Source organism: Bacillus sp. FSL E2-8900 (genome assembly GCF_037966225.1).
In the GTDB taxonomy this organism is placed as follows: Bacteria; Bacillota; Bacilli; order Bacillales; family Bacillaceae_G; genus Bacillus_A; species Bacillus_A cereus.
On the sequence record NZ_CP150193.1, the window covers coordinates 2,950,923 to 2,973,992 of the forward strand.

The following is a 23,070-nucleotide window of genomic DNA, read 5'->3' on the forward strand; positions in this document are numbered from 1 at the left end:
TCTCTCCTTTACACAATCATTCGAACGGCTACAACACCTGTAATTTTGCTTATATTTTCTACAATATTCTCTTTTATTATATCATCAATTCCGTTATCGATATCAATCATTGTGTATGCCCAAGAATGTTTACTACGATTAATCATATCGGCAATATTAATATGATGTTCCGCTAAGCATCCTGTAATTTGCCCTACCATATTCGGGACGTTTTGATGCATAATTGTAATTCGTTTCTTTCCGATATACGGCAATTCTACGTTTGGATAATTTACTGAATTACGAATATTTCCTGTCTCTAAATATTCACGTAATTGACGTGCTGCCATTACTGCACAATTTTCTTCCGATTCAGACGTAGATGCACCAAGGTGAGGCGTCGCTGTTACATTTTTCATCTTTATTACATTTTCATTCGGGAAGTCCGTTACGTAATGTGTAATAATATCTTCTTCTAATGCTGTTTGAAGAACCTTTTCATCTACAAGTTCTCCTCTAGAGAAATTAAATAGACGCATCCCTCTTTTCATCTTCTCTACAGCGTGTTCCCCAATAATCCCCTTCGTTTGATTCGTAAGAGGAATATGCAGTGTAATATAATCACATGTTGCAAAAATTTCATCTAGGCTAAATGCTCTTTGCACATGTGTAGAAAGACGCCAAGCTGTTTCAACTGAAATATAAGGATCATATCCGATAACATCCATGCCTAACGCTAACGCATCGTTCGCAACTAAAGCACCGATTGCGCCAAGTCCGATAACACCTAGACGTTTCCCTGCAATTTCTGATCCAACAAATTGTTTTTTTCCTGATTCAACAAGCTGTGGTACTTCTTCACCCTCTAAGTTTTTCGTCCAACTTACACCATTAATAATGTTGCGTGAAGACATAATAAGACTGGCAATAATGAGTTCCTTTACAGCGTTTGCATTTGCCCCCGGCGTGTTAAATACTACAATTCCTTTTTCTGTACATCGCTCGACAGGAATATTATTTACACCAGCGCCAGCTCTTGCAATCGCCTTTAAGTCTTTTGAAAACTCTTCTTGATGTAAAGAGTAGCTACGAAGCAAAATTCCATCTGGATGATTGATTCTATCTCCTACTTCATAACGTTCTTCAGTAAAAACTTGCAAACCTTTTTCTGCAATTTGATTTAACGTTTGAACACGAAACATATCCCCATCTCCCTATCTATTCTCAAGCTCAAATTCCTTCATATAATTTACTAATTGCTGTACGCCTTGTACTGGCATCGCATTGTAAATACTAGCGCGCATACCACCGACTGATCGATGTCCTTTTAACGTAACAAGGCCGCGTTCCTTCGCTTTTTGTAAAAACTCATTGTTAAGTTCTTCTGACGGTGTTGTAAACGGAATGTTCATAAGTGATCGATACGCAGGATCAACTGGTGAAGTAAACAATTTAGATTCATCTAAAAAATGATAAATAAGTGAAGATTTCATTCTATTTTGTTCTTCAATCGCAGATACTCCGCCTTGCTCTTTCAACCACTCTAGTACAAGTTTTGTTACGTAAATACTAAAGGATGGCGGTGTATTATATAAGGAGTTATTTTTACTGTAAGTTTCATAATTTAACATTGTCGGACAAGAGCGATCTGCTCCCCCGATTAAATCTCTTTTTATAATCGCAATCGTTAAGCCCGCAGGTCCTAAATTCTTTTGCGCCCCCGCATATATAAGACCAAACTTCGAAACATCATATTGTTCTGACAAAATATTTGAAGACATATCCGCAACGAGCGGCACTCTTTCTACATGTGGAATTCCCACATATTTTGTCCCTTCAATTGTATTATTCGTTGTAATATGTACATAATCTAGTTTTTCATCGCTTAGTAAACCGTCCAGTTTAGGAATCGTAGTAAACTTCTCTTGCTCGGAAGAAGCAATCACTTGTACTTCCCCAACTTTTTCGGCTTCTTGCAGTGCCTTTTTAGACCATGAGCCAGTTAGTACGTATCCAGCTTTTTTATACGTATTCATTAAGTTCAGTGGTATCATAGAGAATTGTAATGACGCACCGCCTTGTAAAAATAAAACTTCATACTCATCAGGGATGCTCATTAATTCACGAAGTAAGTTACTCGCTTCCTCTATAATACTTTGAAAATAAGAAGATCGATGACTCATTTCCATAATAGACATGCCTGTCCCGTTATAATTTAATAGCTCCTTTTGCACTTTCTCTAAAACTGGCAAAGGGAGTATTGATGGTCCTGCTGAAAAATTATAGACTCTCTCCATTACCTTCATAACCTCCCTATTTTTTATTTGGATATTTTTAAACTTTCTGAATTATAACCTAAAATATAATATACGGTCAATTTGTTTTCTATTATTAGGGCGCAAGACGCGATGGAATCGCTTGCAAGTGCAGACTTTTTTATGGACATATAAAAAAGTGTTAAGTACATAATCGTACTTAACACTCTAATAATGAAAGAATAATAGCTAGTCGTTCGTAAAGAACCGATCAAAAATTTGATAAATAGCAGAAAGACCAATGAGCCAATAAATAGTGTCCACAAGCGCCGGCATAGAACCAAACCATTTCTCAACTACATTGTAATCTAACGCTACCAATAACCAATTCAAACCGCCAAGAATCACCAATATTACTGTAAGGTAAGACAAAAATTTCATTATGATTGCCCCCTAGGTGATAAGATGGTGAAAGGCCTTTCACTAGAAATATATGTAGTAAACTTTAAAACTTACCTATTTTATAAAAATTATTTTCGGTACCACCCGCTAATAACTGCCTCTGCTTCTTTACTATGTATTTGATACGGATGTGTACTATCATTAGAGCCAATAAACCAAATTGAAAAACCTTTAAAATATGGTTTCGGTTCTAATACATCGCGGTAAGCACGCCATCCATTTAATTGTACATCTTTCGAAAACACATTTGAAACATCTGGATTCCATGGATTTTGTAATCCAAGTTCACGTGCTGGAACGTTAAATCCACCGAAGTAAACTGGCTTTCCTGTTGCATTATGTAATTGTTCCAATTGCTGAACAACATTTTGCCCACGATTATATACTGTCGTCGCAAATAAACTTTGCTTCACTTCTTCATATGACGGATTTCTTTTTCCAGAAACTTCAAACCAACTATCGATACTAACAATATCTACCTTCTTTAAATACGGACGGTTTATTTTCTCTATAAACTTCTCTTCATAAGAAGAGTCCCAGCTTGCTGTTAACCACCAGTTCATTTGATACAAAATATTTCCTTTATACTGATTACGAACAAAATCAATTGTATCGCTCCAGTATCCTTCTGCATACTCCATATTCACGAAATTAGAAGCAATCTTTAGTCCATACACATTGTATTTACTTGTAATGGAATTAAAAATATCTTGCAGAATAACCGTCTTCCAATTCCAGAAGAAATCATTAATGTTACTTGGGTTCCATTCTGTCTCTCCAACATTCCCCTGCTGAATATACGGGAACGGTTCCACTATAACTTGAATATTACGCTTTAATAATTCTTGAATTAAAATAATAGCTTGTTGCTTTTGCGCTTGATTAATTACCATGTTAGTAGAAGTCACATTTGGGATATCTACTTGAATCGGTACATTTACTGTATTTAAATTTAAGCGCTCCACATCCGCTAATACTTTCGCTACATTTCCAACTTCCCATACTGTTACGTTTCCTGATTTGATTTTTCCAGATTGAACAGTATTTACATCTGCCTGTACATTTCCTTGAAAACAAAAAGAAAACAACATAATAAACACTCCTAAAAAACTTATTAAACTCTTATTTTTCTTCACAACTTTCCCCCTATAATTTTTGGCTTTCTTGATTATTTTATACAACGTTTCACATTTATTCCAGAAAAAAAATGAAGTTTCGTTCAACTATATTCATATAAATCTTCTAAAAATAGTAGGAAAAATAAAAAAGGAGCAGATTTCCGCTCCTTTTTATCCTTTTACGATTGAAATTATTGAATCCCTTCTGGTAACTTAATTGAATCAAACTTTTCATATGAATCAATCTTTATACTCACAACTGCATCCAATTTTTCCTTATCTGTACTAGCTTTTTTATCTGAGTTACTTTCACTCACTTTTATAGTTGTTCGCATCTCTTCAAATTTATAATCTTTTGTTATTATATATTCAATGTTAAACGCATCCATATTAAATCCTTCCGTTAATTTTTTCATATCTCCATTAATTTTTTGTAACGTATCTACCGCTTCTTTTCCCTTTAATTCAAGTGTAAGTTTATATGTGTCTCCATCTTTCTTTGCCTTCATTTTCTTTGCCAAAGCTTCTGGTAAATCTAACTCATTAAGTAAATTTTTACTGACCATTACATCATTTACATTAAATTGATCATTAGGTATCGTAACTAACTCTCCTGTATCAGGGTTTTTCACTTGAGCAGCGACCTTTCCATCTACTTCATACGTTACAATATCTGTACCACTTATTTTCATTTCAGCTCTAGAATTCTTCAGTTTCGGCTCCATTTGTATTTTCATTTTAATTTCTTCTGATTGGCCGCTCCCCTTCATTGACATAAGAGATGTCAATGTAAGATATTCCTCTTGTTTTAATCCGTCAGCTGCTTTTTTAAAAATATCTTTCGCTACTAACTCTTTTTCTTTTTTTACAGATACTGTTTTAGGTCCACTTGTTTTTTCACTGCTACAACCAGTTGTTAAACCTACTATTAGCGCCAAACTAGATATTACAACCATTTTCTTCATACTGATTCTCCCCATTTCCCACTTAAAAATATTTTCATCCCATGTATAGTAAATCAACTGAAATAAATATATATACAATAATTATTTAACCTCTAAACGAAACCAGTTATTCAATCCGTATACTAATGTAACTAAAGCTCCTATCACACCAAAAACAACAATATTTATACCAATTGACGAACCAAATAAAACAGCCATCATTGACACCATCAGTAATAGCATAGCAATACTATTTATCTTAATTTCTACTACATCGCCATCCTTTACTTTCTTTTCTTTACTTCCAAAAAAGAATTGTTTTACTTTAATATTCGCTTCATCTAATTCAAAAGGAAGCGTATATTCTTCGTTATTCTCAAGTTTCATTACTACTTCGTTATCTACCTTTACAGCAACTCTTGCTGCTCCGCCCATCATCCCTGTTGCCCTTATTACTTTAACGCTCATATTAAATCCCCCTATTCGATTTCACTGCAACTATTAAGAAATTTTCCTTGTTGTACACTACTTCATCCTCCGTTTAATAAACATAATATTCCAAAAGGTATTATAACAAGTCTCTGTATAATATTTTGTCAAAACTTGTCGCTTCTTTACAAAAAGGATATTTTATCCATTATCATAATAAAGAGACTCTTACAATCGTAAGAGTCTCTTGTATAAAGCAAAACTTTCATTAGCCGAAGGAGTATTACCTCATAAAGCTGGGCCATCTGCAAATAAGAACTTACTATCACTTCGGCTGCAAAGTTAATACCTTCCCCTCTATCCCCTCCGTATTCAATGTAGTCGTATGATACGTGCCATTTACCCAATCATCTATTTGATCATGATACCAATCGCTTCTAAAATGGCCCGACTGTCCTGGCCCTACGATATGATAACCGTTTGACATATCTTTCGTATCAATAATGAATCTCCAAGACGCCCCGTGATTTACAATGCCGTTTTCGCCGTAACTCGCTGCTTGCACGGTAACTTGGCTCCCACCAATTGGAACTGGCTTCTCACGATTAAAAGCGAGTAATGCTAACATACTCGATGATTTCGAAATGGGATGTGTAAAAGCGAGTTGATGGTAATCGCTCCACTTCCACTCTCCAACATCGGGTCCATATTCCTTCTGCAATTTCTTCATTACATTCTCGTACGATGTATGCACAACTTTTGTGAAACCTCCGTACTTCGTAAACCAAACGCTATTTTCTCCCGCTACTTCTTTTCGAATCAATTCATCAACAACTTGTGACTTCCCTTCAAATAACTCCAGTACATCTTTCGGTATTTCTTTTGAAAATAACGTATTTGAAATCTCTTTCATTAACAAATGGAATATTAATGGTGCCGCTTCATCTTTACTATCGTAAAAATTCCACTTTGTTAATTGGTCTACGCCTTCTTTCTCTACCTCATTTAAAGATGCTTTATTTAACTCTTTTAAAAATATAGGAGTAAACTCTTTCCCATATAAATTCTTTTGATCCATCTGTAACTCTTCTAAATCTTTCACCGTATACTTTTCCTTCTCTTGCAAAAATTCTTGAATACGCATTTGCCTATATGGCTGCGCCCACGTATTGCTAATATGATACGGATAATCATCATCAACAATTTTATTATTCGCAGTTGAAATAAACCCTTGTTTTGGATTAATTACTTTTGGAAGTTGATCAAACGGGATATACCCTTCCCATTCATATTCATCTGTCCATCCTGGAACAGGTAAGCTACCATCACCTTTTTTACGCACTGGTATATTTCCATTCGCTTTATAAGCAATTGTGCCGTCGTTTGATGCAAACACAAAGTTTTGGGTTGGTGTATGAAAATCTTGAAGAGCGGTTTCAAACTCATTCCAGTCTTTTGCTTTGTTCATATTTAATACAGCTTTTAACTCAGCTGACGGTTCTAAAGCTGTCCACTTTAAAGAGAATACTGTTTTCGTTTTCTCCTTCCCCTTATCCGCAAACTCTGAAATTACTGGTCCATGCCTCGTAATCGTAACGTTATAAGGAATTGTCTTCCCGCCTTTTACTTTAATAGACTCGTCTACAACGGTAGCTTTTTCCCATTTATCGTTATACAGAAATTCATTTTCATTATTAGGATTTCTCTTCTCAATATATAAATCTTGCACATCAGGCCCTGTATTCGTAACACCCCACGCTATTTTGTCATTGTGTCCTAATATAACACCTGGTACTCCAGCGAAAATAACGCCACTCACATTTAAACCTTTCATTTCAAGGCTCGTTTGATACCAAATAGAAGGGGTCGCAAGAGATAAATGAGGATCAGCTGCTAAAATTGGCTTACCTGACGCACTCTTCTCACCGCTCACAACCCAGTTATTACTACCGTTAAACTCCGGCGGAATTATCGTTTTTGAAAAACTTTGTGCTACGTCCACATTTGTATTTTTCAGTTCAGCTAGCAATCTAGGAGCATCTTTCGGATATGCAGGAAATAGCTCATTCGCTTGCTCTTTCGGAAGATTTTTCAGCGCCCAATATCGAAATGCCTGTCCGTGCCAATGTCCTCCTAAGTCAAACGCCATATACTTCCCGATCGTTAAAGTATCAACAATTGACCACTCAGCAGGTTCATAACCTAATATAGTAAACTCAACTGGTAATTTCTTTTCCTCTTTCGCCTCACGTATAAAAGCGTTCACCCCATCAGCAAATGACTGCAGGGCATATTTCGCTTCTCCATCATATTGACTAACTGAAGCTTCGGCAGCTCGCCGTAAACCGAGTGTTCGAAACAATTTATCTCGATCAACAGCTGCTTCCCCAACAACTTCACTTAACATACCAGACGCTTGTCTTCTACTTAAATCCATTTGAAACAAACGATCTTGCGCTTGCACATATCCTTGTGAAAAATATAAATCATGTGCATTTTCCGATTTAATATGCGGTACACCTTTACTATCACGCTTCACCGTAACAGCTTGTTGTAAATCCTCTAGCTTTATCGTTCCATCTATCTTTGGCATAGATTTCAGCGTATATATGTTCAAAAAAATCGCAGCGAAAATAACTAACAAAAGAACGATACTACTAGCCCAAATAAAAATTCTTTTTCCCCTTTTTCGTTTCTTCTTTATAACGACTTCCATATAACCACCCCTTTCTCACACTATTCGCTTCTATAGTAAAAGAACCTTTTAGACTAGAAAAAATCCTTATCCAAACTATGGATCATACGAACCAAATACTTCTCTCCTATGCATTCCTTCACTAAAATCTACTCGTCCTTTCTTACACCAATTCCTCAAAATCCCCTTCACATAAGCTAACGTTTTCTTATTATTTTCAAACGCAATTTTAAGTGCCTCTAACACTTTCTCTCCAGAAAGTCTTTGTATCCAATTCTTCAATTCCTTCACAATATATGGGGATAAACTACTAATATTTTGTTCATAAAACTTATAAACTTCACTATTTGGAACGTCCTCTTCTATGGTTTCCACCTCTATCTCTTCCGCTTCTTCTTTCTCTTCAATAACTACTTGTGAACTACTATTATCCTCTTCTTTTGGCATACCAAAATGCTGCAATAATAATGGAATCTTGTATTCTTCTTCAAGGCATTTACGTAAAAATATATGTATGAACTCATTACTTTTTATAGTCTTTAACTCACGTAATACGCACTTCTCCACATTCGTATTTGAAATAGGGTTATAGTGTAACCAATTTATTATGAATACCTCTTTCGTTTCCGTATCATATAAAATCTTTCCATACTCAACAAACCTGTTTAGCAACTTCTCAACAGTCTCCATACTATAACCTGTTTCAAGCTCTGCCACACGCTTCGGTAATATATAAATACCACATTGCTTCGTTTTCGTACCAGTTAACAAATATATGTAAAAATAACGCTCCTCTGGCGTTAAATCTAATATGAATTCATCTTGCCAAAAGTTCACCTGCACATTACGGTATACTGCCATATGTTTCCCTCCACTCTTTGCTAGTAAATAGGAAAATTTTAATCCTTCATTATAAAGATAGGCATGCGGGAATGGTTTTGGCATTCGAATTACAATTTTTTTACTACTACAACGCCGGTTTCATTTTTTCGCGCTTGTTTTGTTCTTGTAGTTGTTTTTGTTTTTGTTTTTTCTTAGTGATTTATTACTTGGTAGGGGCTTATAAGGGGCTTGGAAGGGCATTCTACATTACAATCTATCAAATACAATTTGTTCTTCCTACTAAATAGGAGCTATTCCAAATTATTATTTTGGATAGCTCCTTTCAAATTCTTCTTATTTTTTTACTTCTACCAATGTCAGCTTCTACATACAATTTCTTCTGCTATTTGTGGGCAGTAAAACTCTCATTTCAAAATTTGGTGAATAAACTGCTTGATTGCAATGCGAGTGGCCCTCACTGATTAAAGTTTCCTTTTATTTTTGCATTGAATCTAACATCTTCACAATAAAGGCAGCCGCCTGACCACGAGTTGCTGTGCCTCGAGGATCAAACTCATTATTTCCAATACCATTAACTACCTTTAGACTGTATAATCGTTGAACCGATTCTTTGTATGTTATTAAATGCTTATCTGTAAATGGTAATGCTACTAACTCACCTGTAATTCCTTTATATCGTAATGCTTTGTCAATCATAATAGATACTTCTTCACGAGTAATTGGTGAGTTAGGATCAAAAATCCCTTCACCACGACCATTAATAATTCCTGCACTTGCACAACGTTTAATACCGTCATGAAGTGATGGATGTGCCTCATTAACATCTACAAATGACTTATTTCCCTCTGGTAGTTTAAGAGCATTCGAGATTAATTTCGCAAACTCCGCTCTCGTTACATTTCGATATGGAGCAAATACACCATTGCCTTCGCCTTGCATAATACCTAGACTGTTTAATTTACGAATATGCCCTTCAAACCAGCCACCTGTAATATCATCTTTTGGTTTTTGTACTTCTTCCTTAGGCTTTTGTACTTCTTCCTTTGGTACATTGTAGTTAATTTTAATCCAACTTGGGTCATAGAAAATCCATTCTCCATTACCTACTTTATACCAACCATTTTTAACGGCTAATACTTTGTAACGATCTCCGTTTGAAGCTTTACGTACAACACGATGTTCAATACCCGCATCACTACGTACATTGATGCCACTACCATTTACCACTAGTTCCATGCTAGGTTCAGCTGGATTATTTTCATTTGGATTAAATGAGTCATTTTTATCTTGTAAAGGCGTATCAATCTGCGCATTTATATTTGCATACCACTGAATTCCTTGTACGAAACCAGCCCAATTACCACGTGAAATTAAAATGTCAGGACATTTTTTCCCGCTCCATTGTTGATGCTTGTAAATATGATCTGCACCAATTCCTTCTTTGTTCATTAAATAACCTGCAAGTCGTTTTGCATTTTCTAACGCTTTATTGTAATCACCGTCTTGGTTAACCGCAATCTCGATACCGATAGACTCCCTGTTTCCTGAACCATCTCCATCTCCTGCATGCCAACCATTTTCGTTTGTTGGTAAGTGTTGATAAATTTGTTTATCATCTACAGTAAAATGCCATGAAGCTGTTCGGAAAGTGCCTTCAGTTGCTTGCTTGTATAAATATTTCGCATGATTTTCAGCATTCGCACCAGCGGCTGTATTTGCGGTCTCATGGATTGTAATGTAACGTGCTTTCATCGGATTCGCAGGACGAATATCAGGATTTCCTGCTGGAACAATCCACTCCACAAATGGAACTCCTGCAAGTGTTCCATATTTCTTCGTACTCTGTGCACTATATTGAATACTTCTTGGCTTTGCAACAGGTTTCATTTGACGATCAGATCCATCATTTCGACCATCTACAGATTCAAATGCCTTTTCAATGTTTGAAATAGCTTCCTTTTCTGCTACTTGTCCCTTCTTAGCATCTTGCATTTTGTTTAATTCTTCTGTTTCATCATGTTTATGCTTATATTCTTCTAAAAGCATTTTTTCATTTTCAGATACTTCTGCTTCGTTAATTTGTACATGATCAGGAACTTCCAACTTGAAATTAGAATAATTTAATCCGCTCGTTCCGTGTTCTCCTTGGGCAATATTAAGTTGATCAGTTTGAGATTTGTTGATCTCTTCTGCTGATGCTGATAAAGGTGCGCTCCCTAAAATCACTAGACTTGTTGATAGTGCGATTACTTGTTGTTTGATTGTCTTATTCATTATTATAATAAATACATACACACTCCCACCGTGTATGTATCTCAACCTCCCTTTATTGTCACATTAATTTTTAAAAATATGAATCTACTATGTACTCCCAATATATTTTCTTTTTATTTATATATTTAAATTACCATATTTTATATCCATTAAGAAAATATTTATATGTCATCCCTACAGATGAATTTCATCTAACATACTTTTTATAAAATTCATCAACAAACATTATTTTACAACTAATTACAAATACCGTCAAAATAATCAATTTAAACTTAGACAAATAACTGACATACAATTTCATAATAAGAGATCCTATACTATCGAAATACATCTATTACAAATTCCCTTTAACGTTTTCAACAATCTCATTTATCGTATTCCGATCAAACTTATCACTAATTTCATATGACTCACGATCTCCTACGAATTGCACGCCTACGATATCATTGCGATCCTTACCGTATTGCACTTCAATAATAGATCCTCGCTCTATTTGTTTCCAAATGAGACCTGCTTCATCTTTATTATCTAAAATAATGCAGTCTTCAATATTTTCATCAATCCCAATTAATTTATTATCATCCATATATCCAATCTCGTATTGTTGCCGTTCTTTCGCTTTGCCACTTACTAATATACCTTTGCTACCATATGAGTAATCCATATAGTCCTTTTTCTCCGTTTGTACCACTTTCGGCTTTTGTGCTTCAGTTTTTTCAGCAGTCCCACAACCTGTAATAAGACTGATTGGGATAACCACTATTAATACGAATCTAGTAAATTTCTTTATCATTTGTAACCAACCTCATATATTTAATGCAAAACTCCATTTATTACTCTATTAAAGAATAACATGATATTAAGTAAACAGAACGAAAGATAACATATTCTTTACATACTCGCACTTTAATGAAGGACTAGGCCATTTAAACCTAGTCCTACATAACTTTAACTTTGCTTCACATACTTAATTGTATGAAATGACGTCTCATTAAATAATTGCAAGTTTTCCCCATCATAATCTTGAACTTTATATGCTATTTTCTTTTTTTGAATTGTATCTTCTACACCGTCTACTAAACGTTTATTGAGATGTAAATAGATTGTAAAAGCTTCCTTATCATATTCCCAAGTGCCTTCAATATAATTCTTTTTATTTGGATACTCACCTTTACCATACGTTTCAAATGTCTTATCACCTTTTAGAATAAGTGACATAATGAAACCGTCTGTTCCTTTGAATCCCCAATTACCGATTAATTCCGTACTATCTTTCACATTCTTCATAACGTTATCCGTATTAATTCCAGCTTTCTTATCTAACTCTTTCAAATCTTTCACAGATACTGTACCGTCACCGATTTTAATATCCCCTTCAAGATCTTTGAATGCCTTAAGCCAGTAAATATCTCCTTCTTTCACTAACTTTTCGGATTTCTCCATTAACTCTTTATCAGTCTTATCGCCTTTTTCTCTTTTTTCTTTTCGGGTGAATACTTCATTTATTAAAGAAAAAGACTCTCTAAAATAACCAATTGCTTTTTCAAAATCCTTTTGTTGATTTACATACTCTGTAGGGGGATCTATTGACTCAAATTTATCTAACACTTTATTTAATTCTTTCACACTATCTACTATATCTGATTTCTTTTTCTTACCGTCAAAAACCTCTCTTGTAATATTGTTATGCTCCGCAAACAACTTATCAAACTCTACTCCTAATTTATACACTTTATTAGGATAGTCTTCCTTTGAAACTTTTTCTTTCTTACTATTAGACTTCGATTCTTTTACTTTAGACTCTTCCGTTTTCTCCTGTTTAGAAGTGTTCGTTTTCTCAGAAACTCCACAACCAAATAACAACATGACCGGAACTGCTACCCCTAGTAGTTTCTTTGCATTCATGACTGATTTCTCCTTCTACTTGAATAGATTACTCTTGCTATACCCATCCTCTTTTTTTATCTTGTAATTAAAGTTACAATCGCAATAACTCCTAGAATCGGTCCCCAATATTCCATTTTTATAAAAAATAATGAGTGCTTTTTGTTAAACATAACTTTTTCACCAGTTTCGGCATCTATATAAACTTTCCCATCTGGCTTATTAATATATTTACCTAAATACCAAGACATAACCCCTGATATAATAAACATTACCGCCATTGGCCAACTATGGTCTTGAAAATATGTAGCGTCCCCCGTTATAGATCCAAAGATAGCCTTACCCAAAAGAGTATTAATAATTACAATAATTGCGACTAAAAAACCCCAACCAGACCAAATAATCATCTATTTCTCCTCCTAAAGCGTACAACTTTGTACTTTATGTTAATTTGAACTGCAAACGAAAATGTTTAAAAAACCGAATATTCAGACGTTGATAATCATATTTAGCTTACATTAGATTCTAACTTTAATGTCCTAAATGCAAATGAACCAGATATAATTTGTAAAATTGTCGGAATAAGTAAAAAGAATAATGACATAAACAACATAACTATAGGAATCACAATCATACAAACTCCATAAACTTTATTATTAACCTTGTTTACTAAACACGATAAAATGAACAATCCTATTTGAACCGTTAAAATAATAGAGTAATAAGCTAAAAGTTCGTAATCAACACCTTCCATAATATTAAACGCTACAACTATTAATATTATGGAAATAATAATTCCCAAAATGCCACCAATTAAACCTAATACGAATTCAGGTGTTCTTTTCAATTCAATCCCCCTTTTATGAACCACTAACAACTTGTATATTTTTCCCATTCACCATCATACCAAATATTCACTGGAAAAACTATACAAATGTATTTTTTATTCTACTATACTTTGCTTCTAACTATAGATAGCTTGTAGCAGTCACAAAATCAAAAGCTTCAAAATTACTAACCGGTTTCGATACTTTTAGAAAGTAGACATACCTCTTGAATACAATTAGTATTAACATATGAAATATGAAAAGCTTAAAAAGGCTTTTACATGATGAAAGGAAGTTGCACAACTATGGATTTTAAAACAGTTATGCAAGAACTTGAAGCTCTAGGTAAGGAACGAACGAAAAAAATATACATATCTAACGGTGCACATGAGCCAGTATTCGGAGTAGCTACAGGTGCTATGAAACCAATCGCTAAAAAAATAAAATTAAATCAAGAATTAGCTGAAGAACTTTATGCCACAGGCAACTACGATGCTATGTACTTTGCAGGTATTATTGCCGATCCAAAAGCTATGAGTGAGTCTGATTTTGATCGCTGGATAGACGGGGCATATTTTTATATGCTATCCGATTATGTAGTGGCAGTAACTTTATCGGAGTCAAATATTGCACAAGATGTTGCTGATAAATGGATTGCAAGTGGGGACGAGCTTAAAATGTCTGCCGGATGGAGTTGCTACTGTTGGCTTTTAGGAAATCGCAAAGACAATGAGTTTTCCGAAAGTAAAATTTCCGATATGCTTGAAATGGTGAAAGATACAATTCATCATTCTCCAGAACGAACAAAATCCGCTATGAATAATTTCCTAAACACCGTGGCAATTTCATATGTACCACTACACGAAAAAGCAGTCGAGATTGCAAAAGAAGTTGGTATAGTTGAAGTCAAACGTAATAATAAAAAAAGCAGTTTGTTAAATGCTTCTGAAAGTATTCAGAAAGAACTTGATAGAGGAAGACTTGGTTTTAAGCGTAAGTATGTAAGATGTTAAACAGATTCGTATCTGGGTGTCAATTTGATAAAGATTGACACCTTTTTCATTCAGGTTATATATCCCCTCATTTACTTTTAACTTATATTAAAAAATAATATCCTGATAACCTACTTCCATTACCTTTTCATTTAATAAACGAACTCCTACACCATTTTCTATATCCCACGTACAATTAAATGTAATTCCAACCTCTTTTCCCTCCATAATATCTGCATACGGAACAACAATACCATCTAAACTAATCATCTCTAGTATTTGATCATTTGTTTCAATTAATGGATAATTTTCTTGCATTCCAACATCATATCCTAATTCACATCGCCTTTGTTTGTAATAATCTAATATAGAATGTAATAAACTTATTTGTACCTCTTCCCAATTTTTTATTAATGATTGATATGCTACATACTGCCCTTCATCAAACACTCCATCTTCTTCACCATCTATCATCAAATCAATCTCAGTTACATTGCCTATAAAAGTTATAGGCATACACTTAGCCCAAGCATAATTATATTCAATCTCTCCAAAAACTGAATTGTTCACTCTCATTTATCTGTCATTCCTCTCGCACTTATTACTAAGGTGTCCCTGCTTATTGTTAACTTCCATCAACACTTAACAGAGTGCGATAGAATGGTTTTATATTCATCACATATATCGTTTTCTTATACGACTACATATCCATAAAAATACTTTTTACCAATCTTCCATTCTTTCTTTGTTAGAACATCGATATATGACATCAACTCTCTATTTTTTTCATCTGTTATTATCGTATCGTACTGAATTGGACATTTGATTCCACTCCAAATTGATAAAACGGAAGGTATAGTAACAACATTATAAGTAGTTCTATCTCTTAAAAAACTCATAACTTCCGAAACTAACTCCTTTGCCAAATCTCCAGGAAAAGATAGTCTATTACGATAATAGTATTCTTGCGTATCGTTATTTTCGATAAAATCAGAATAAACTTCATTAAATTCTTCTAACGATACTTCATAATACTCGTCCTCAATTCCAAGCATCCATGAAAGTTCATTTCTTATAGCTTTTTCAACAAAGGTATCTTCCCACTCTTCTAGTAACGCTAAAAAATATGGTACTACATGATATGAAAGAGTTTCACCAGCACTTACTACAAAATTATGAACTCCATCCTCTGAAGCACTTGAAAGGAATTTCAAATTATTCGTTTCTAATAAATCATCGTGAGTAGCTGCTGAACAAAATAGTCTAGTGCATAAATTCAAAACAAGCTCATCTCGAGTACTATTCATAAGTTCGATTAGTAACCTCTTTACAGAGAAATCACCAAGCTTTAACAATTCATTAATTAAAATAAAGGATTCTTTCTCTGTTGCACTATCCCTTAAGTTAGACTTAAGAGTTTCAATTGTATGATTAGAAACTTCTCCATACTAACTTTTTTTAAATGCTCTAAGTCCATCATTCTCTCTCCTTTTATTGCTGCTTACATTTATACGAACCATTTCATATGAATAATATTATTAATCATGTAACTTATTTAAAAACTCCGTAAAATTATTAGCAATATAGAATACATTTTCTCTTGCTCTTTCCTCTGCTGCTTCTTCCATAATCCCTTCACTTTCCATCAATGCTTCCTTTTCCCATGCTCCCTCATGTTCCCAAAAGACGACAATTGGATCTTCTTTATGATTTTTATAATCAAAGCAAATTAAATTTCCTGCTGGATCAAATGCGAATGGCACCAATTCATTTGGCAGAGTAGAAATATACTGGTTATATACTTTAACGATATATTCACTACTATCTACATCATAAGAAAGCAAAATTCCAAATACCTTTGTTATCGTATCTATTTCAAATTTATAAGGTAATACAGCTGAACCATTATTATTTGTAGCACATTCTACATAGTCACTTGGAAATATATACCCTATCTCTTTTCCCACATTGTTTATATATTCTGCTGAAACTGTCTCATCCGGTACTAGCCATGTTAAGTCATTTCTCATTTAACTTCACCTCCTAACAAATCACATCACGTTTATCCGAAATAACTAATTGCATCATCTAAGGTTTTATGTAAATTCCAGTCTAATTACGACCTCGTTTCTTTTAATTTTTTAGATAATCCTTCCCAGAAACATTTGGAGAAAAGGATACACCCCTCCGATCCTCCTCAAAACTTGGTATAGCCATTGCTTGTGCTGATTCTAAATATTTCATTGTAGATAGCCAACTATCAAATAACGTATCCATATCAGATACTAAGGGATTATTTAAAACATCTATGCAAGTTCCATCGTATATGTAAACCTTAAATTTCATTAATTATTAAAGAGGTTTGGAGTTCTCACTTAATAAGAGAAGAGATAGACGAGAAGAAAACGCCTAATAATCAAAAACTATAACAATTTATCGCGCTACTTTTGGGCAGTAAGTGCCTGAGTGGTTTAAATAATCCATCAGTAAGGATGAAGAAAAATCCTCACTGATGGAAGTTTCACTTTATCCTGCAATCTCAGCCGAAGAGAGCCCCTCATGAATATTTCCGCTTACAATGATAGAATGTCCCCAAAATATATCTCCATCCGAAAAGAATATTTCAAAATCACCTTCTGAATAAACGCTTAAGCTGCTTAATGTGATGGAATTAATGAACATTTCTTTTGTAATTTCGTCGATTTCTGCTTCATCATCATCTTGTAGCCATTCATTTGCTAACTCTACCAGTTCTTTTGCAGCGTACATTTTCATTTTCATTTTCCATTCATCTTGCTCTTTGAAAAGTGCATGTGCTGTTTCCAGTGCAGACTTCATCATATGTTTGTCTTCACTCCAATCAAAATATAAATGACATTCTTCACCAGCCCAAGATATTCTCTTTTCAAAAGTTTTCACTCTTTTATCGAGTTCGAACACACCCAACATCTCATCATGATAAAAAAGCGGTTTCATTGCATCTTGTAAGATGATTTCCAACTCATCATCTTTATATGGTGTTTCCAAAACCTTAACAAGCATCAATGAATTTTCTGACTTGCGCACCTGTAATGCTACAACTGTATTTGCTGTCAAAATGTCTTTTGATTTTCTCCATTCTGCATCATCAACCAACCATGCCAGTCGTATGTCTTCTTTTCTAATCGTTTCATTGTTATGTAAGTCTTTCCACGCAATCAAATCAATTGACGCAGTCCACAAAATGTTGTCACCGCCTTTTGATGCACCGATTCCTAATGCCCCTGTGACAGCTGCTATTTCAATCACATTTTCTGAGAATCTATTTTCAAATCTACTTATTTCACTTGATTTACTCAATTTCGAATACATTCCTTTCATAGCCCACAGGCATAAGTACTTTGTGAGTTTTCCTGTTTTATTATAATTGGTCATGGTAACGCCTATATAGAATTATAGCTATAATTCTATATAGGCTTTTTTTTACCTGGAATTTTAAATTTATTTACATCATATTCTTTAATTATATATACTTTTATAGCTTCAAAACCTTTACCAAAAGCAAGAAATGGATTTTTTAAGAAATATATTATTTCTTCGTCGTCATAAATTCGGGCTTTAATTATTTCTTTGTCCGAGTGAAACGATAAATTGACTCCTTTGTAAAAATATTCGTAGTATCCTTCTTCATCCTGCTCACTCTTATCTTCAAAAGGAACAGATTCAATATAATATATATTCCCATTTACATTTATTGATTTCATACAGCATGACTTCCTTTTCAAGAATATTCATAAGAAATTAAATAGTCTCTGTCAATCATACCAAAAATAAGGGATTTACTTTTAGAATTTATAAAAAATATATAGGATTAAATTTAAATCTTTATATTTTTTTCATATTACTTCATTATCTCTGTACAATTGTGTAATGTGTCACAGAAGTAGACATATTGCAATGAGTCGCAGTGAAGTGGGATATCCCTTGAGAATATAAAATAAGAAGATTAATCTAGAAAGACTATCTAGTCTAATCTTCTTTTATTGAATTTTTAATTAATGCATTTTTACCCTTAAAATAATATAATCAACGGGTGGATTATTATTTACATCCTCAAAACTGGTTCTAATTTTAAAGTCAAATTCATTTGTTATATTTTTCAATGAATAAAGGTTTGTTCCATCTACACTTGTACGGAGCAATATATCCGAAAACGTAAAACGCATGAAGAATATGTTGAGGAACTATTAGAAAACGCGGGTATGATATGCCGCAGAGGTTTTAGAAGTTCATGGCGATAATATCGAAGTTATAGGAACATACAAAGGCGCTAGAAATACCACAGAACACAAATGTAACTCATGTAAAAATATATGGGAGGCAGCACCAACAAATATTTTAAAAGGAAAGGGAGAGAAACATTATGTCAAAGTTATTACGTGAATTATCTAAACCGGATAGTGAGGCCCTGCGTTCCGAAGCACTAGAACAGTTAAAAGTTACTTCAGGTAAAATTGTTGCTTGTGATCCTCTTATTTTTAATAAAAATCACTTCGAACAAACAATTCAGCCAGGTACATATTCAATTGTTGCTTGGTGGCATAAGGAAGATGGAGTCATTGCTGGTGCTGAATTGAAATTGTCGGATTCAAAAGCGGTAGGATGGAAGATGGCAACAAAACCAGAACAAAATGTCAGTGAACTGGAAGACGGATATATTTTTGGTTACCCGGTTGATACAGGCTTAGGGTGCTTTGCAGATGTTGAAGCAATTGATAAGTTAGAAGAAATAGAAGATAGGTTACAACAAGAACTAGGAGAAGAATTTACTAGTTTGTATGATGATCTTATAGATGACATACTAACAGAACATGATGAAGATTGGGGAAATTGCGTGGTTTGTGAGGAAACAGGAAGTAATATCATTATATTCCGTTCAGGTTATGGAGATGGATTTTATCCTTCCTATTGGGGAATCGATGAAGCAGGAAAAATCGTTTCACTTGTTACTGATTTTCAAGTGCTACATGAGGAAAATTGAGGACAACATCAATAATAATATAAAAGTCAATATTTTTTTCTTTTACAGCGTCTAATATTTGCAAATAACTCGTGGGATAATCTCCTTATATACTACTGGTTCTAATAAATAGGGTTATATTCTTAAGTGAATATAACCCGTCATTAATTCTCGTTGTTTATTAACAGTTTTTTATTTAAATAATTTATTAACTCTACTGATGTAGAGTTAATAATGCACTGTTTTATCACGATACAGGTGAACTTCAGATACTCTACGCTCCGAAATTACTTTTTCTATGATTTCCTGGCGATTATATTCTACCTGCATCGTTTCACAGTTTCCCCAATGAGTAGGAGCGGATTTTTCGTTTGACTCAAATACATCTAGAAGACGATTTAATATCTCTTCTTCGTTAAATGCTACAGTCGGATACATTGCGATTGTAAAATAATTCGGTTTCATTTTAATCTCCACTTTATTAGGAACAAGGTTATGTAACTATTTTCATTTATCACTGCCAGATAAGTTTGAATCCTTTCCCACTATTAATCATGTAACTTATTTAAAAGCTCCGTAAAATTATTAGCTACAAAAAATACATTTTCTCTCGCTACTTCCTCTGCTTCCTCAGCCGTAACCCCTTCACTTTCCATCAATATTTCCTTTTCCCATGCCCCCTCATGTTCCCAAAAGACGACAATTGGATCTTCTTTATGATTTTTATAATCAAAGCAGATTAAATTTCCTGCTGGATCAAATGCGAATGGCACCAATGCACTAGGTAATGTGCCATTGTAGTCATTGAATACCTCAATAATATTTTCATCATCATCCATATCATAAGTTAGTAATGTACCAAAAACTTTTCTCTTCCCCTCAACTTCAAATACTTCTGGGCTAACATGTGCTCCGTTATTCTTCATTACACATTCTATATAATCTAAAGGAAAATGAATGCCCAACTCTTTTTCCACATTCTTTACATTTTCTCGCAATAAAGGCTTATCTGGTGATCTCCATTCTACTTTATTCATCTCGCACCATCCCTCTGAATTTCCTCAATTAATTACTACACATCTAAAATAGTTATAAGAGACCTTAATAAATTACATTTAAAATCTTATTTATATCTGTCATACAGTCCTTCACTAAATCGTAAAAACCAACATGTACATTATCTTCATATACCCAAAAAAGGACTGTTCCATATGGTGCTTCAAATATTTCTAGCATTCATATCTATCCCTTTATTAATCAAATGCTGAACAATTTCAATATGTCCTTTCTTTGCTGCAACATGTAACCACGTACCAAATGGTGTCATCGAATATAAAATTTTGGATTATCACCTATTAGACGTTTTACTTCATTAATGTCACCAAGCTTAATAGCATTTCTTATTTTTTTATTTATATTTTTCTCCTCCACAACATCACCTCCTATATTTCTTTTCTCTTGTCTAACTATGTCTCCTAGATTTGCAGAAACATGAACTATTCAATCGAAGATTTATAAGCAACCTTTACATTTTTCAATCCTTCTATTACATTATTTATTCTTCCCAATAAATCTTTTATTTCCTCTACTGTCAATTCTCCTTCTGCCTCTTGAGGGTTAAACATACTTAGCCTCTTTGTTATACCTTCAATACGCCCAACAAAAACTATATGATGATCGACTGCAATTTCTCCTATGGCAGTATCAACTATAACACCTTCAATCTTTCCTAAATTATCAAATTCATCCGCTAGTTTTGCTATAGCATATCGATACCATCTCTCTTCATCTTATAACTCTTCATACGCCTCCCGAATTGCATGAAATAATTCATTATACTCCCAATCTTTCATACATCCTCCCTCAAAAAAAATCCCCACGCTTATGTGAAAATAATCTTTCAACACAAATATGAGGACTTCCTTATTTCATTACTATACTTTACACATTTTATTCGTTAGAATCTTATTCGTTAGAATCTTCTTCATTCAATTTATATACTCTATCTCTTTTCTCATCACTTTTGACAAAAATAAGCTTTCCTTCTTTAACAAAACCTTCTAATAGTAAGCATACTTGCCCATATGCTTTAGGCTTATTCGTTGTGAATCTCTCATCTGATATTTTACCAGCTCGTATTAATTGTTCGCATAACTCAAGTGCACTTATTTCTTCAGAATTAATTAATTCTAAAATATCCTTTTGTAAGGGCGATAAAGGCACAGGGGTCTCAGCTACCTCCACCTTTTCTGGTTTGTTTTCTTCTTCAAATAAATCTTCGAATGAAATTTGATTCATACTTCTTTTCCTTTCTAACGATTGATTTGTATAACATGAACTGAATCCTATAGCGTATGTATTACTTACCTTTTTTCATAAATCTCAAACTCATGTACATCGTTTCATATAGTATATTTCGATTATACCAAATATACGTTCTGTTTTCTATTGTAGAATTCGTTATAATGAGAATGAAATTATATACCACCTGTAAAAAAATAGAAATATTATCTATAAATTCGTATAATAAAATAGCAAGAGTAAAATTTTATTATAGAAAGGTTCTGGTAACATGTTAGGTATTCATGTTAAAAAAACAAAAGAAGAACTAATTATTTCATGGCAATTCTCTAAAATTCATATTCCATTATGTGAAATCACTGAGGTAATGGAAGATAATACATATGCTGGTGTTGAAGAAAAAAGCGTAATCCGAATTGGAACAGCATATGGTACAACTGATCGTATTTTAATTAAGACAGTAAAACAAAATTATTTATTATTCACTACTAATAGAGTATCCATTTTAAATAAAATAAAAGCTTAATTGTTTTTCTTCCTATATTTAAACGTTAAACATCTACTAGATGTATATGTAACAACCTCACCAGCGTTATTGTCTTCTAATTGGCGATCAAGATGTTCTCCCAAGGCTTTTTCTCCCTTTTATTTCTTCTTCTCTTCCACGCTCTTGGCTCTTCCTTAAATTTTCAGTCCTAGCGTCCCAATCTTTACGCTCTAAAGGTTGTTTTGTTTCTTCACAATGACAATCATATCTAATATCATCTGCTGCCTTATAATCTCCTCGCGCTTTGGCTTCATCTATTTTCATTCGATAGTATTTTTCTCGTTCTGAAGTTAGTTTAATTTTGTTTGGGTTTGTATTACTACCTTCACCTGTCTCCTTAACCCCACCACTCTCCAAATTCGAGATCCTACTCTGAATACTCGCCTTTGAGGCATCATGGGCTTCTTGGAATTTCCCGCTATAATTCGTTCCAGTTCTAACGACACTTCCATCTGGCAGTATTTCTACACCTTTAAAGATTGGGGATACGGAGTCCACACCTTTTGCTAATGTAGTTCTAG

The 23,070-nt window shown here is 33.9% G+C and carries 23 protein-coding genes and 6 pseudogenes; 3 read left to right on the forward strand and 26 right to left on the reverse strand.

Annotation, left to right across the window (positions count from 1 at the left end):
* Positions 1–8: 8 nt before the first annotated feature.
* The 13 genes from NST90_RS15050 to NST90_RS15110 all read right to left on the reverse strand — a co-directional run bounded on the left by NST90_RS15050 (position 9) and on the right by NST90_RS15110 (position 13,730).
* Positions 9–1,181 (reverse strand): 3-phosphoglycerate dehydrogenase family protein, encoded by a 1,173-nt coding sequence (locus NST90_RS15050; protein ID WP_000490230.1) that lies wholly within the window; start codon positions 1,179–1,181, stop codon positions 9–11.
* A 12-nt stretch (positions 1,182–1,193) separates the two neighbouring features.
* A complete protein-coding gene (serC, locus tag NST90_RS15055) occupies positions 1,194–2,276 on the reverse strand; it encodes a 3-phosphoserine/phosphohydroxythreonine transaminase (RefSeq protein ID WP_044307393.1) in 1,083 nt (360 codons plus the stop codon).
* Between the two features lie 207 nt (positions 2,277–2,483).
* Positions 2,484–2,675, reverse strand: a complete 192-nt coding sequence (locus NST90_RS15060) for a DUF378 domain-containing protein (protein ID WP_000670805.1) — start codon at positions 2,673–2,675, stop codon at positions 2,484–2,486.
* A gap of 89 nt (positions 2,676–2,764) precedes the next feature.
* On the reverse strand, positions 2,765–3,832 hold the full coding sequence (locus NST90_RS15065) for a hypothetical protein (RefSeq protein WP_044307392.1): 1,068 nt from the start codon (positions 3,830–3,832) through the stop codon (positions 2,765–2,767).
* Between the two features lie 173 nt (positions 3,833–4,005).
* Positions 4,006–4,779, reverse strand: coding sequence for a DUF6612 family protein (locus tag NST90_RS15070; RefSeq protein ID WP_000738991.1), 774 nt, complete (start codon positions 4,777–4,779; stop codon positions 4,006–4,008).
* A gap of 81 nt (positions 4,780–4,860) precedes the next feature.
* Positions 4,861–5,226, reverse strand: a complete 366-nt coding sequence (locus NST90_RS15075) for a hypothetical protein (RefSeq protein ID WP_000114231.1) — start codon at positions 5,224–5,226, stop codon at positions 4,861–4,863.
* A gap of 286 nt (positions 5,227–5,512) precedes the next feature.
* A complete protein-coding gene (locus NST90_RS15080; protein WP_283748150.1) occupies positions 5,513–7,903 on the reverse strand; it encodes a penicillin acylase family protein in 2,391 nt (796 codons plus the stop codon).
* A gap of 75 nt (positions 7,904–7,978) precedes the next feature.
* Positions 7,979–8,827, reverse strand: coding sequence for a DnaD domain protein (locus tag NST90_RS15085; RefSeq protein WP_002041481.1), 849 nt, complete (start codon positions 8,825–8,827; stop codon positions 7,979–7,981).
* A gap of 372 nt (positions 8,828–9,199) precedes the next feature.
* Positions 9,200–10,999 carry an S-layer homology domain-containing protein gene (locus NST90_RS15090; protein ID WP_283748264.1) on the reverse strand — a complete coding sequence of 600 codons (1,800 nt, stop codon included), beginning with the start codon at positions 10,997–10,999 and terminating at the stop codon, positions 9,200–9,202.
* A 334-nt stretch (positions 11,000–11,333) separates the two neighbouring features.
* Entirely contained in the window at positions 11,334–11,792 is a 459-nt protein-coding gene (locus tag NST90_RS15095; RefSeq protein ID WP_000591626.1) for a hypothetical protein, read from the reverse strand.
* A 155-nt stretch (positions 11,793–11,947) separates the two neighbouring features.
* Positions 11,948–12,904, reverse strand: coding sequence for a DUF3994 domain-containing protein (locus NST90_RS15100; protein ID WP_063264119.1), 957 nt, complete (start codon positions 12,902–12,904; stop codon positions 11,948–11,950).
* 56 nt (positions 12,905–12,960) lie between these two features.
* On the reverse strand, positions 12,961–13,290 hold the full coding sequence (locus tag NST90_RS15105) for a hypothetical protein (RefSeq protein ID WP_000587853.1): 330 nt from the start codon (positions 13,288–13,290) through the stop codon (positions 12,961–12,963).
* 101 nt (positions 13,291–13,391) lie between these two features.
* Positions 13,392–13,730, reverse strand: coding sequence for a DUF4064 domain-containing protein (locus NST90_RS15110; protein ID WP_000831724.1), 339 nt, complete (start codon positions 13,728–13,730; stop codon positions 13,392–13,394).
* 285 nt (positions 13,731–14,015) lie between these two features.
* Here NST90_RS15110 and NST90_RS15115 point away from each other — a divergent pair, with 285 nt between their 5' ends.
* Complete coding sequence (locus NST90_RS15115) at positions 14,016–14,723, forward strand: DNA alkylation repair protein (RefSeq protein WP_283748149.1); 708 nt, start codon at positions 14,016–14,018, stop codon at positions 14,721–14,723.
* Positions 14,724–14,810: 87 nt separating this feature from the next.
* On the opposite strand, the gene NST90_RS15120 is transcribed toward NST90_RS15115, so the two are convergent.
* The 6 genes and pseudogenes from NST90_RS15120 to NST90_RS15145 form a co-directional block, all read right to left on the reverse strand.
* A complete protein-coding gene (locus tag NST90_RS15120) occupies positions 14,811–15,278 on the reverse strand; it encodes a DUF2004 domain-containing protein (RefSeq protein WP_001265696.1) in 468 nt (155 codons plus the stop codon).
* Between the two features lie 116 nt (positions 15,279–15,394).
* Positions 15,395–16,179: pseudogene (gene imm47 / locus NST90_RS15125) on the reverse strand (Imm47 family immunity protein).
* A gap of 61 nt (positions 16,180–16,240) precedes the next feature.
* On the reverse strand, positions 16,241–16,732 hold the full coding sequence (locus NST90_RS15130; protein WP_098955626.1) for an SMI1/KNR4 family protein: 492 nt from the start codon (positions 16,730–16,732) through the stop codon (positions 16,241–16,243).
* Positions 16,733–16,835: 103 nt separating this feature from the next.
* Positions 16,836–17,027 (reverse strand): annotated as a pseudogene (locus tag NST90_RS15135) (hypothetical protein); the annotation flags it as partial.
* A 201-nt stretch (positions 17,028–17,228) separates the two neighbouring features.
* A complete protein-coding gene (locus NST90_RS15140; RefSeq protein ID WP_004406083.1) occupies positions 17,229–18,062 on the reverse strand; it encodes a DUF2262 domain-containing protein in 834 nt (277 codons plus the stop codon).
* 86 nt (positions 18,063–18,148) lie between these two features.
* Positions 18,149–18,445, reverse strand: coding sequence for a hypothetical protein (locus NST90_RS15145; protein WP_139366580.1), 297 nt, complete (start codon positions 18,443–18,445; stop codon positions 18,149–18,151).
* Positions 18,446–19,104: 659 nt separating this feature from the next.
* Here NST90_RS15145 and NST90_RS15150 point away from each other — a divergent pair.
* Positions 19,105–19,722, forward strand: a complete 618-nt coding sequence (locus tag NST90_RS15150; RefSeq protein WP_098955627.1) for a DUF4241 domain-containing protein — start codon at positions 19,105–19,107, stop codon at positions 19,720–19,722.
* A gap of 210 nt (positions 19,723–19,932) precedes the next feature.
* Here NST90_RS15150 and NST90_RS15155 read toward each other — a convergent pair.
* From NST90_RS15155 to NST90_RS15180, 6 genes and pseudogenes are all read right to left on the reverse strand, one after another.
* A pseudogene (locus tag NST90_RS15155) lies at positions 19,933–20,166 on the reverse strand (hypothetical protein); the annotation flags it as partial.
* A gap of 83 nt (positions 20,167–20,249) precedes the next feature.
* Positions 20,250–20,738, reverse strand: a complete 489-nt coding sequence (locus NST90_RS15160) for an SMI1/KNR4 family protein (RefSeq protein ID WP_001044975.1) — start codon at positions 20,736–20,738, stop codon at positions 20,250–20,252.
* 64 nt (positions 20,739–20,802) lie between these two features.
* Positions 20,803–20,937: a hypothetical protein gene (locus NST90_RS15165; protein ID WP_002024463.1), complete on the reverse strand. Its 135-nt coding sequence runs from the start codon at positions 20,935–20,937 to the stop codon at positions 20,803–20,805.
* Positions 20,936–21,132, reverse strand: a pseudogene (locus tag NST90_RS15170) (ankyrin repeat domain-containing protein); the annotation flags it as partial. The pseudogene NST90_RS15170 and the gene NST90_RS15165, both read right to left, overlap by 2 nt.
* A gap of 65 nt (positions 21,133–21,197) precedes the next feature.
* Positions 21,198–21,554 (reverse strand): annotated as a pseudogene (locus NST90_RS15175) (Imm3 family immunity protein).
* Positions 21,555–21,666: 112 nt separating this feature from the next.
* Positions 21,667–21,999: a DUF3895 domain-containing protein gene (locus NST90_RS15180; protein WP_001071920.1), complete on the reverse strand. Its 333-nt coding sequence runs from the start codon at positions 21,997–21,999 to the stop codon at positions 21,667–21,669.
* Positions 22,000–22,273: 274 nt separating this feature from the next.
* Here NST90_RS15180 and NST90_RS15185 point away from each other — a divergent pair, with 274 nt between their 5' ends.
* On the forward strand, positions 22,274–22,528 hold the full coding sequence (locus tag NST90_RS15185; RefSeq protein WP_283748148.1) for a hypothetical protein: 255 nt from the start codon (positions 22,274–22,276) through the stop codon (positions 22,526–22,528).
* Positions 22,529–22,563: 35 nt separating this feature from the next.
* On the opposite strand, the pseudogene NST90_RS15190 reads toward NST90_RS15185, so the two are convergent.
* Positions 22,564–23,047 (reverse strand): annotated as a pseudogene (locus tag NST90_RS15190) (ADP-ribosyltransferase); the annotation flags it as partial.
* Positions 23,048–23,070: the final 23 nt, after the last annotated feature.

Coding starts and splice junctions, on each gene's coding strand:
- NST90_RS15130 (WP_098955626.1), bottom strand. CDS start 16,732: ATGAGAAATGACTTAACATGGCTAGTACCGGATGAGACAGTTTCAGCA.
- NST90_RS15105 (WP_000587853.1), bottom strand. CDS start 13,290: ATGATTATTTGGTCTGGTTGGGGTTTTTTAGTCGCAATTATTGTAATT.
- NST90_RS15145 (WP_139366580.1), bottom strand. CDS start 18,445: ATGAAATCAATAAATGTAAATGGGAATATATATTATATTGAATCTGTT.
- NST90_RS15075 (WP_000114231.1), bottom strand. CDS start 5,226: ATGAGCGTTAAAGTAATAAGGGCAACAGGGATGATGGGCGGAGCAGCA.
- NST90_RS15090 (WP_283748264.1), bottom strand. CDS start 10,999: ATGAATAAGACAATCAAACAACAAGTAATCGCACTATCAACAAGTCTA.
- NST90_RS15160 (WP_001044975.1), bottom strand. CDS start 20,738: ATGAATAAAGTAGAATGGAGATCACCAGATAAGCCTTTATTGCGAGAA.
- NST90_RS15120 (WP_001265696.1), bottom strand. CDS start 15,278: ATGAGAGTGAACAATTCAGTTTTTGGAGAGATTGAATATAATTATGCT.
- NST90_RS15085 (WP_002041481.1), bottom strand. CDS start 8,827: ATGCCAAAACCATTCCCGCATGCCTATCTTTATAATGAAGGATTAAAA.
- NST90_RS15080 (WP_283748150.1), bottom strand. CDS start 7,903: ATGGAAGTCGTTATAAAGAAGAAACGAAAAAGGGGAAAAAGAATTTTT.
- NST90_RS15050 (WP_000490230.1), bottom strand. CDS start 1,181: ATGTTTCGTGTTCAAACGTTAAATCAAATTGCAGAAAAAGGTTTGCAA.
- NST90_RS15165 (WP_002024463.1), bottom strand. CDS start 20,937: ATGCTAGAAATATTTGAAGCACCATATGGAACAGTCCTTTTTTGGGTA.
- serC (WP_044307393.1), bottom strand. CDS start 2,276: ATGGAGAGAGTCTATAATTTTTCAGCAGGACCATCAATACTCCCTTTG.
- NST90_RS15060 (WP_000670805.1), bottom strand. CDS start 2,675: ATGAAATTTTTGTCTTACCTTACAGTAATATTGGTGATTCTTGGCGGT.
- NST90_RS15140 (WP_004406083.1), bottom strand. CDS start 18,062: ATGAAAGGAATGTATTCGAAATTGAGTAAATCAAGTGAAATAAGTAGA.
- NST90_RS15150 (WP_098955627.1), top strand. CDS start 19,105: ATGTCAAAGTTATTACGTGAATTATCTAAACCGGATAGTGAGGCCCTG.
- NST90_RS15100 (WP_063264119.1), bottom strand. CDS start 12,904: ATGAATGCAAAGAAACTACTAGGGGTAGCAGTTCCGGTCATGTTGTTA.
- NST90_RS15115 (WP_283748149.1), top strand. CDS start 14,016: ATGGATTTTAAAACAGTTATGCAAGAACTTGAAGCTCTAGGTAAGGAA.
- NST90_RS15180 (WP_001071920.1), bottom strand. CDS start 21,999: ATGAATCAAATTTCATTCGAAGATTTATTTGAAGAAGAAAACAAACCA.
- NST90_RS15070 (WP_000738991.1), bottom strand. CDS start 4,779: ATGAAGAAAATGGTTGTAATATCTAGTTTGGCGCTAATAGTAGGTTTA.
- NST90_RS15185 (WP_283748148.1), top strand. CDS start 22,274: ATGTTAGGTATTCATGTTAAAAAAACAAAAGAAGAACTAATTATTTCA.
- NST90_RS15095 (WP_000591626.1), bottom strand. CDS start 11,792: ATGATAAAGAAATTTACTAGATTCGTATTAATAGTGGTTATCCCAATC.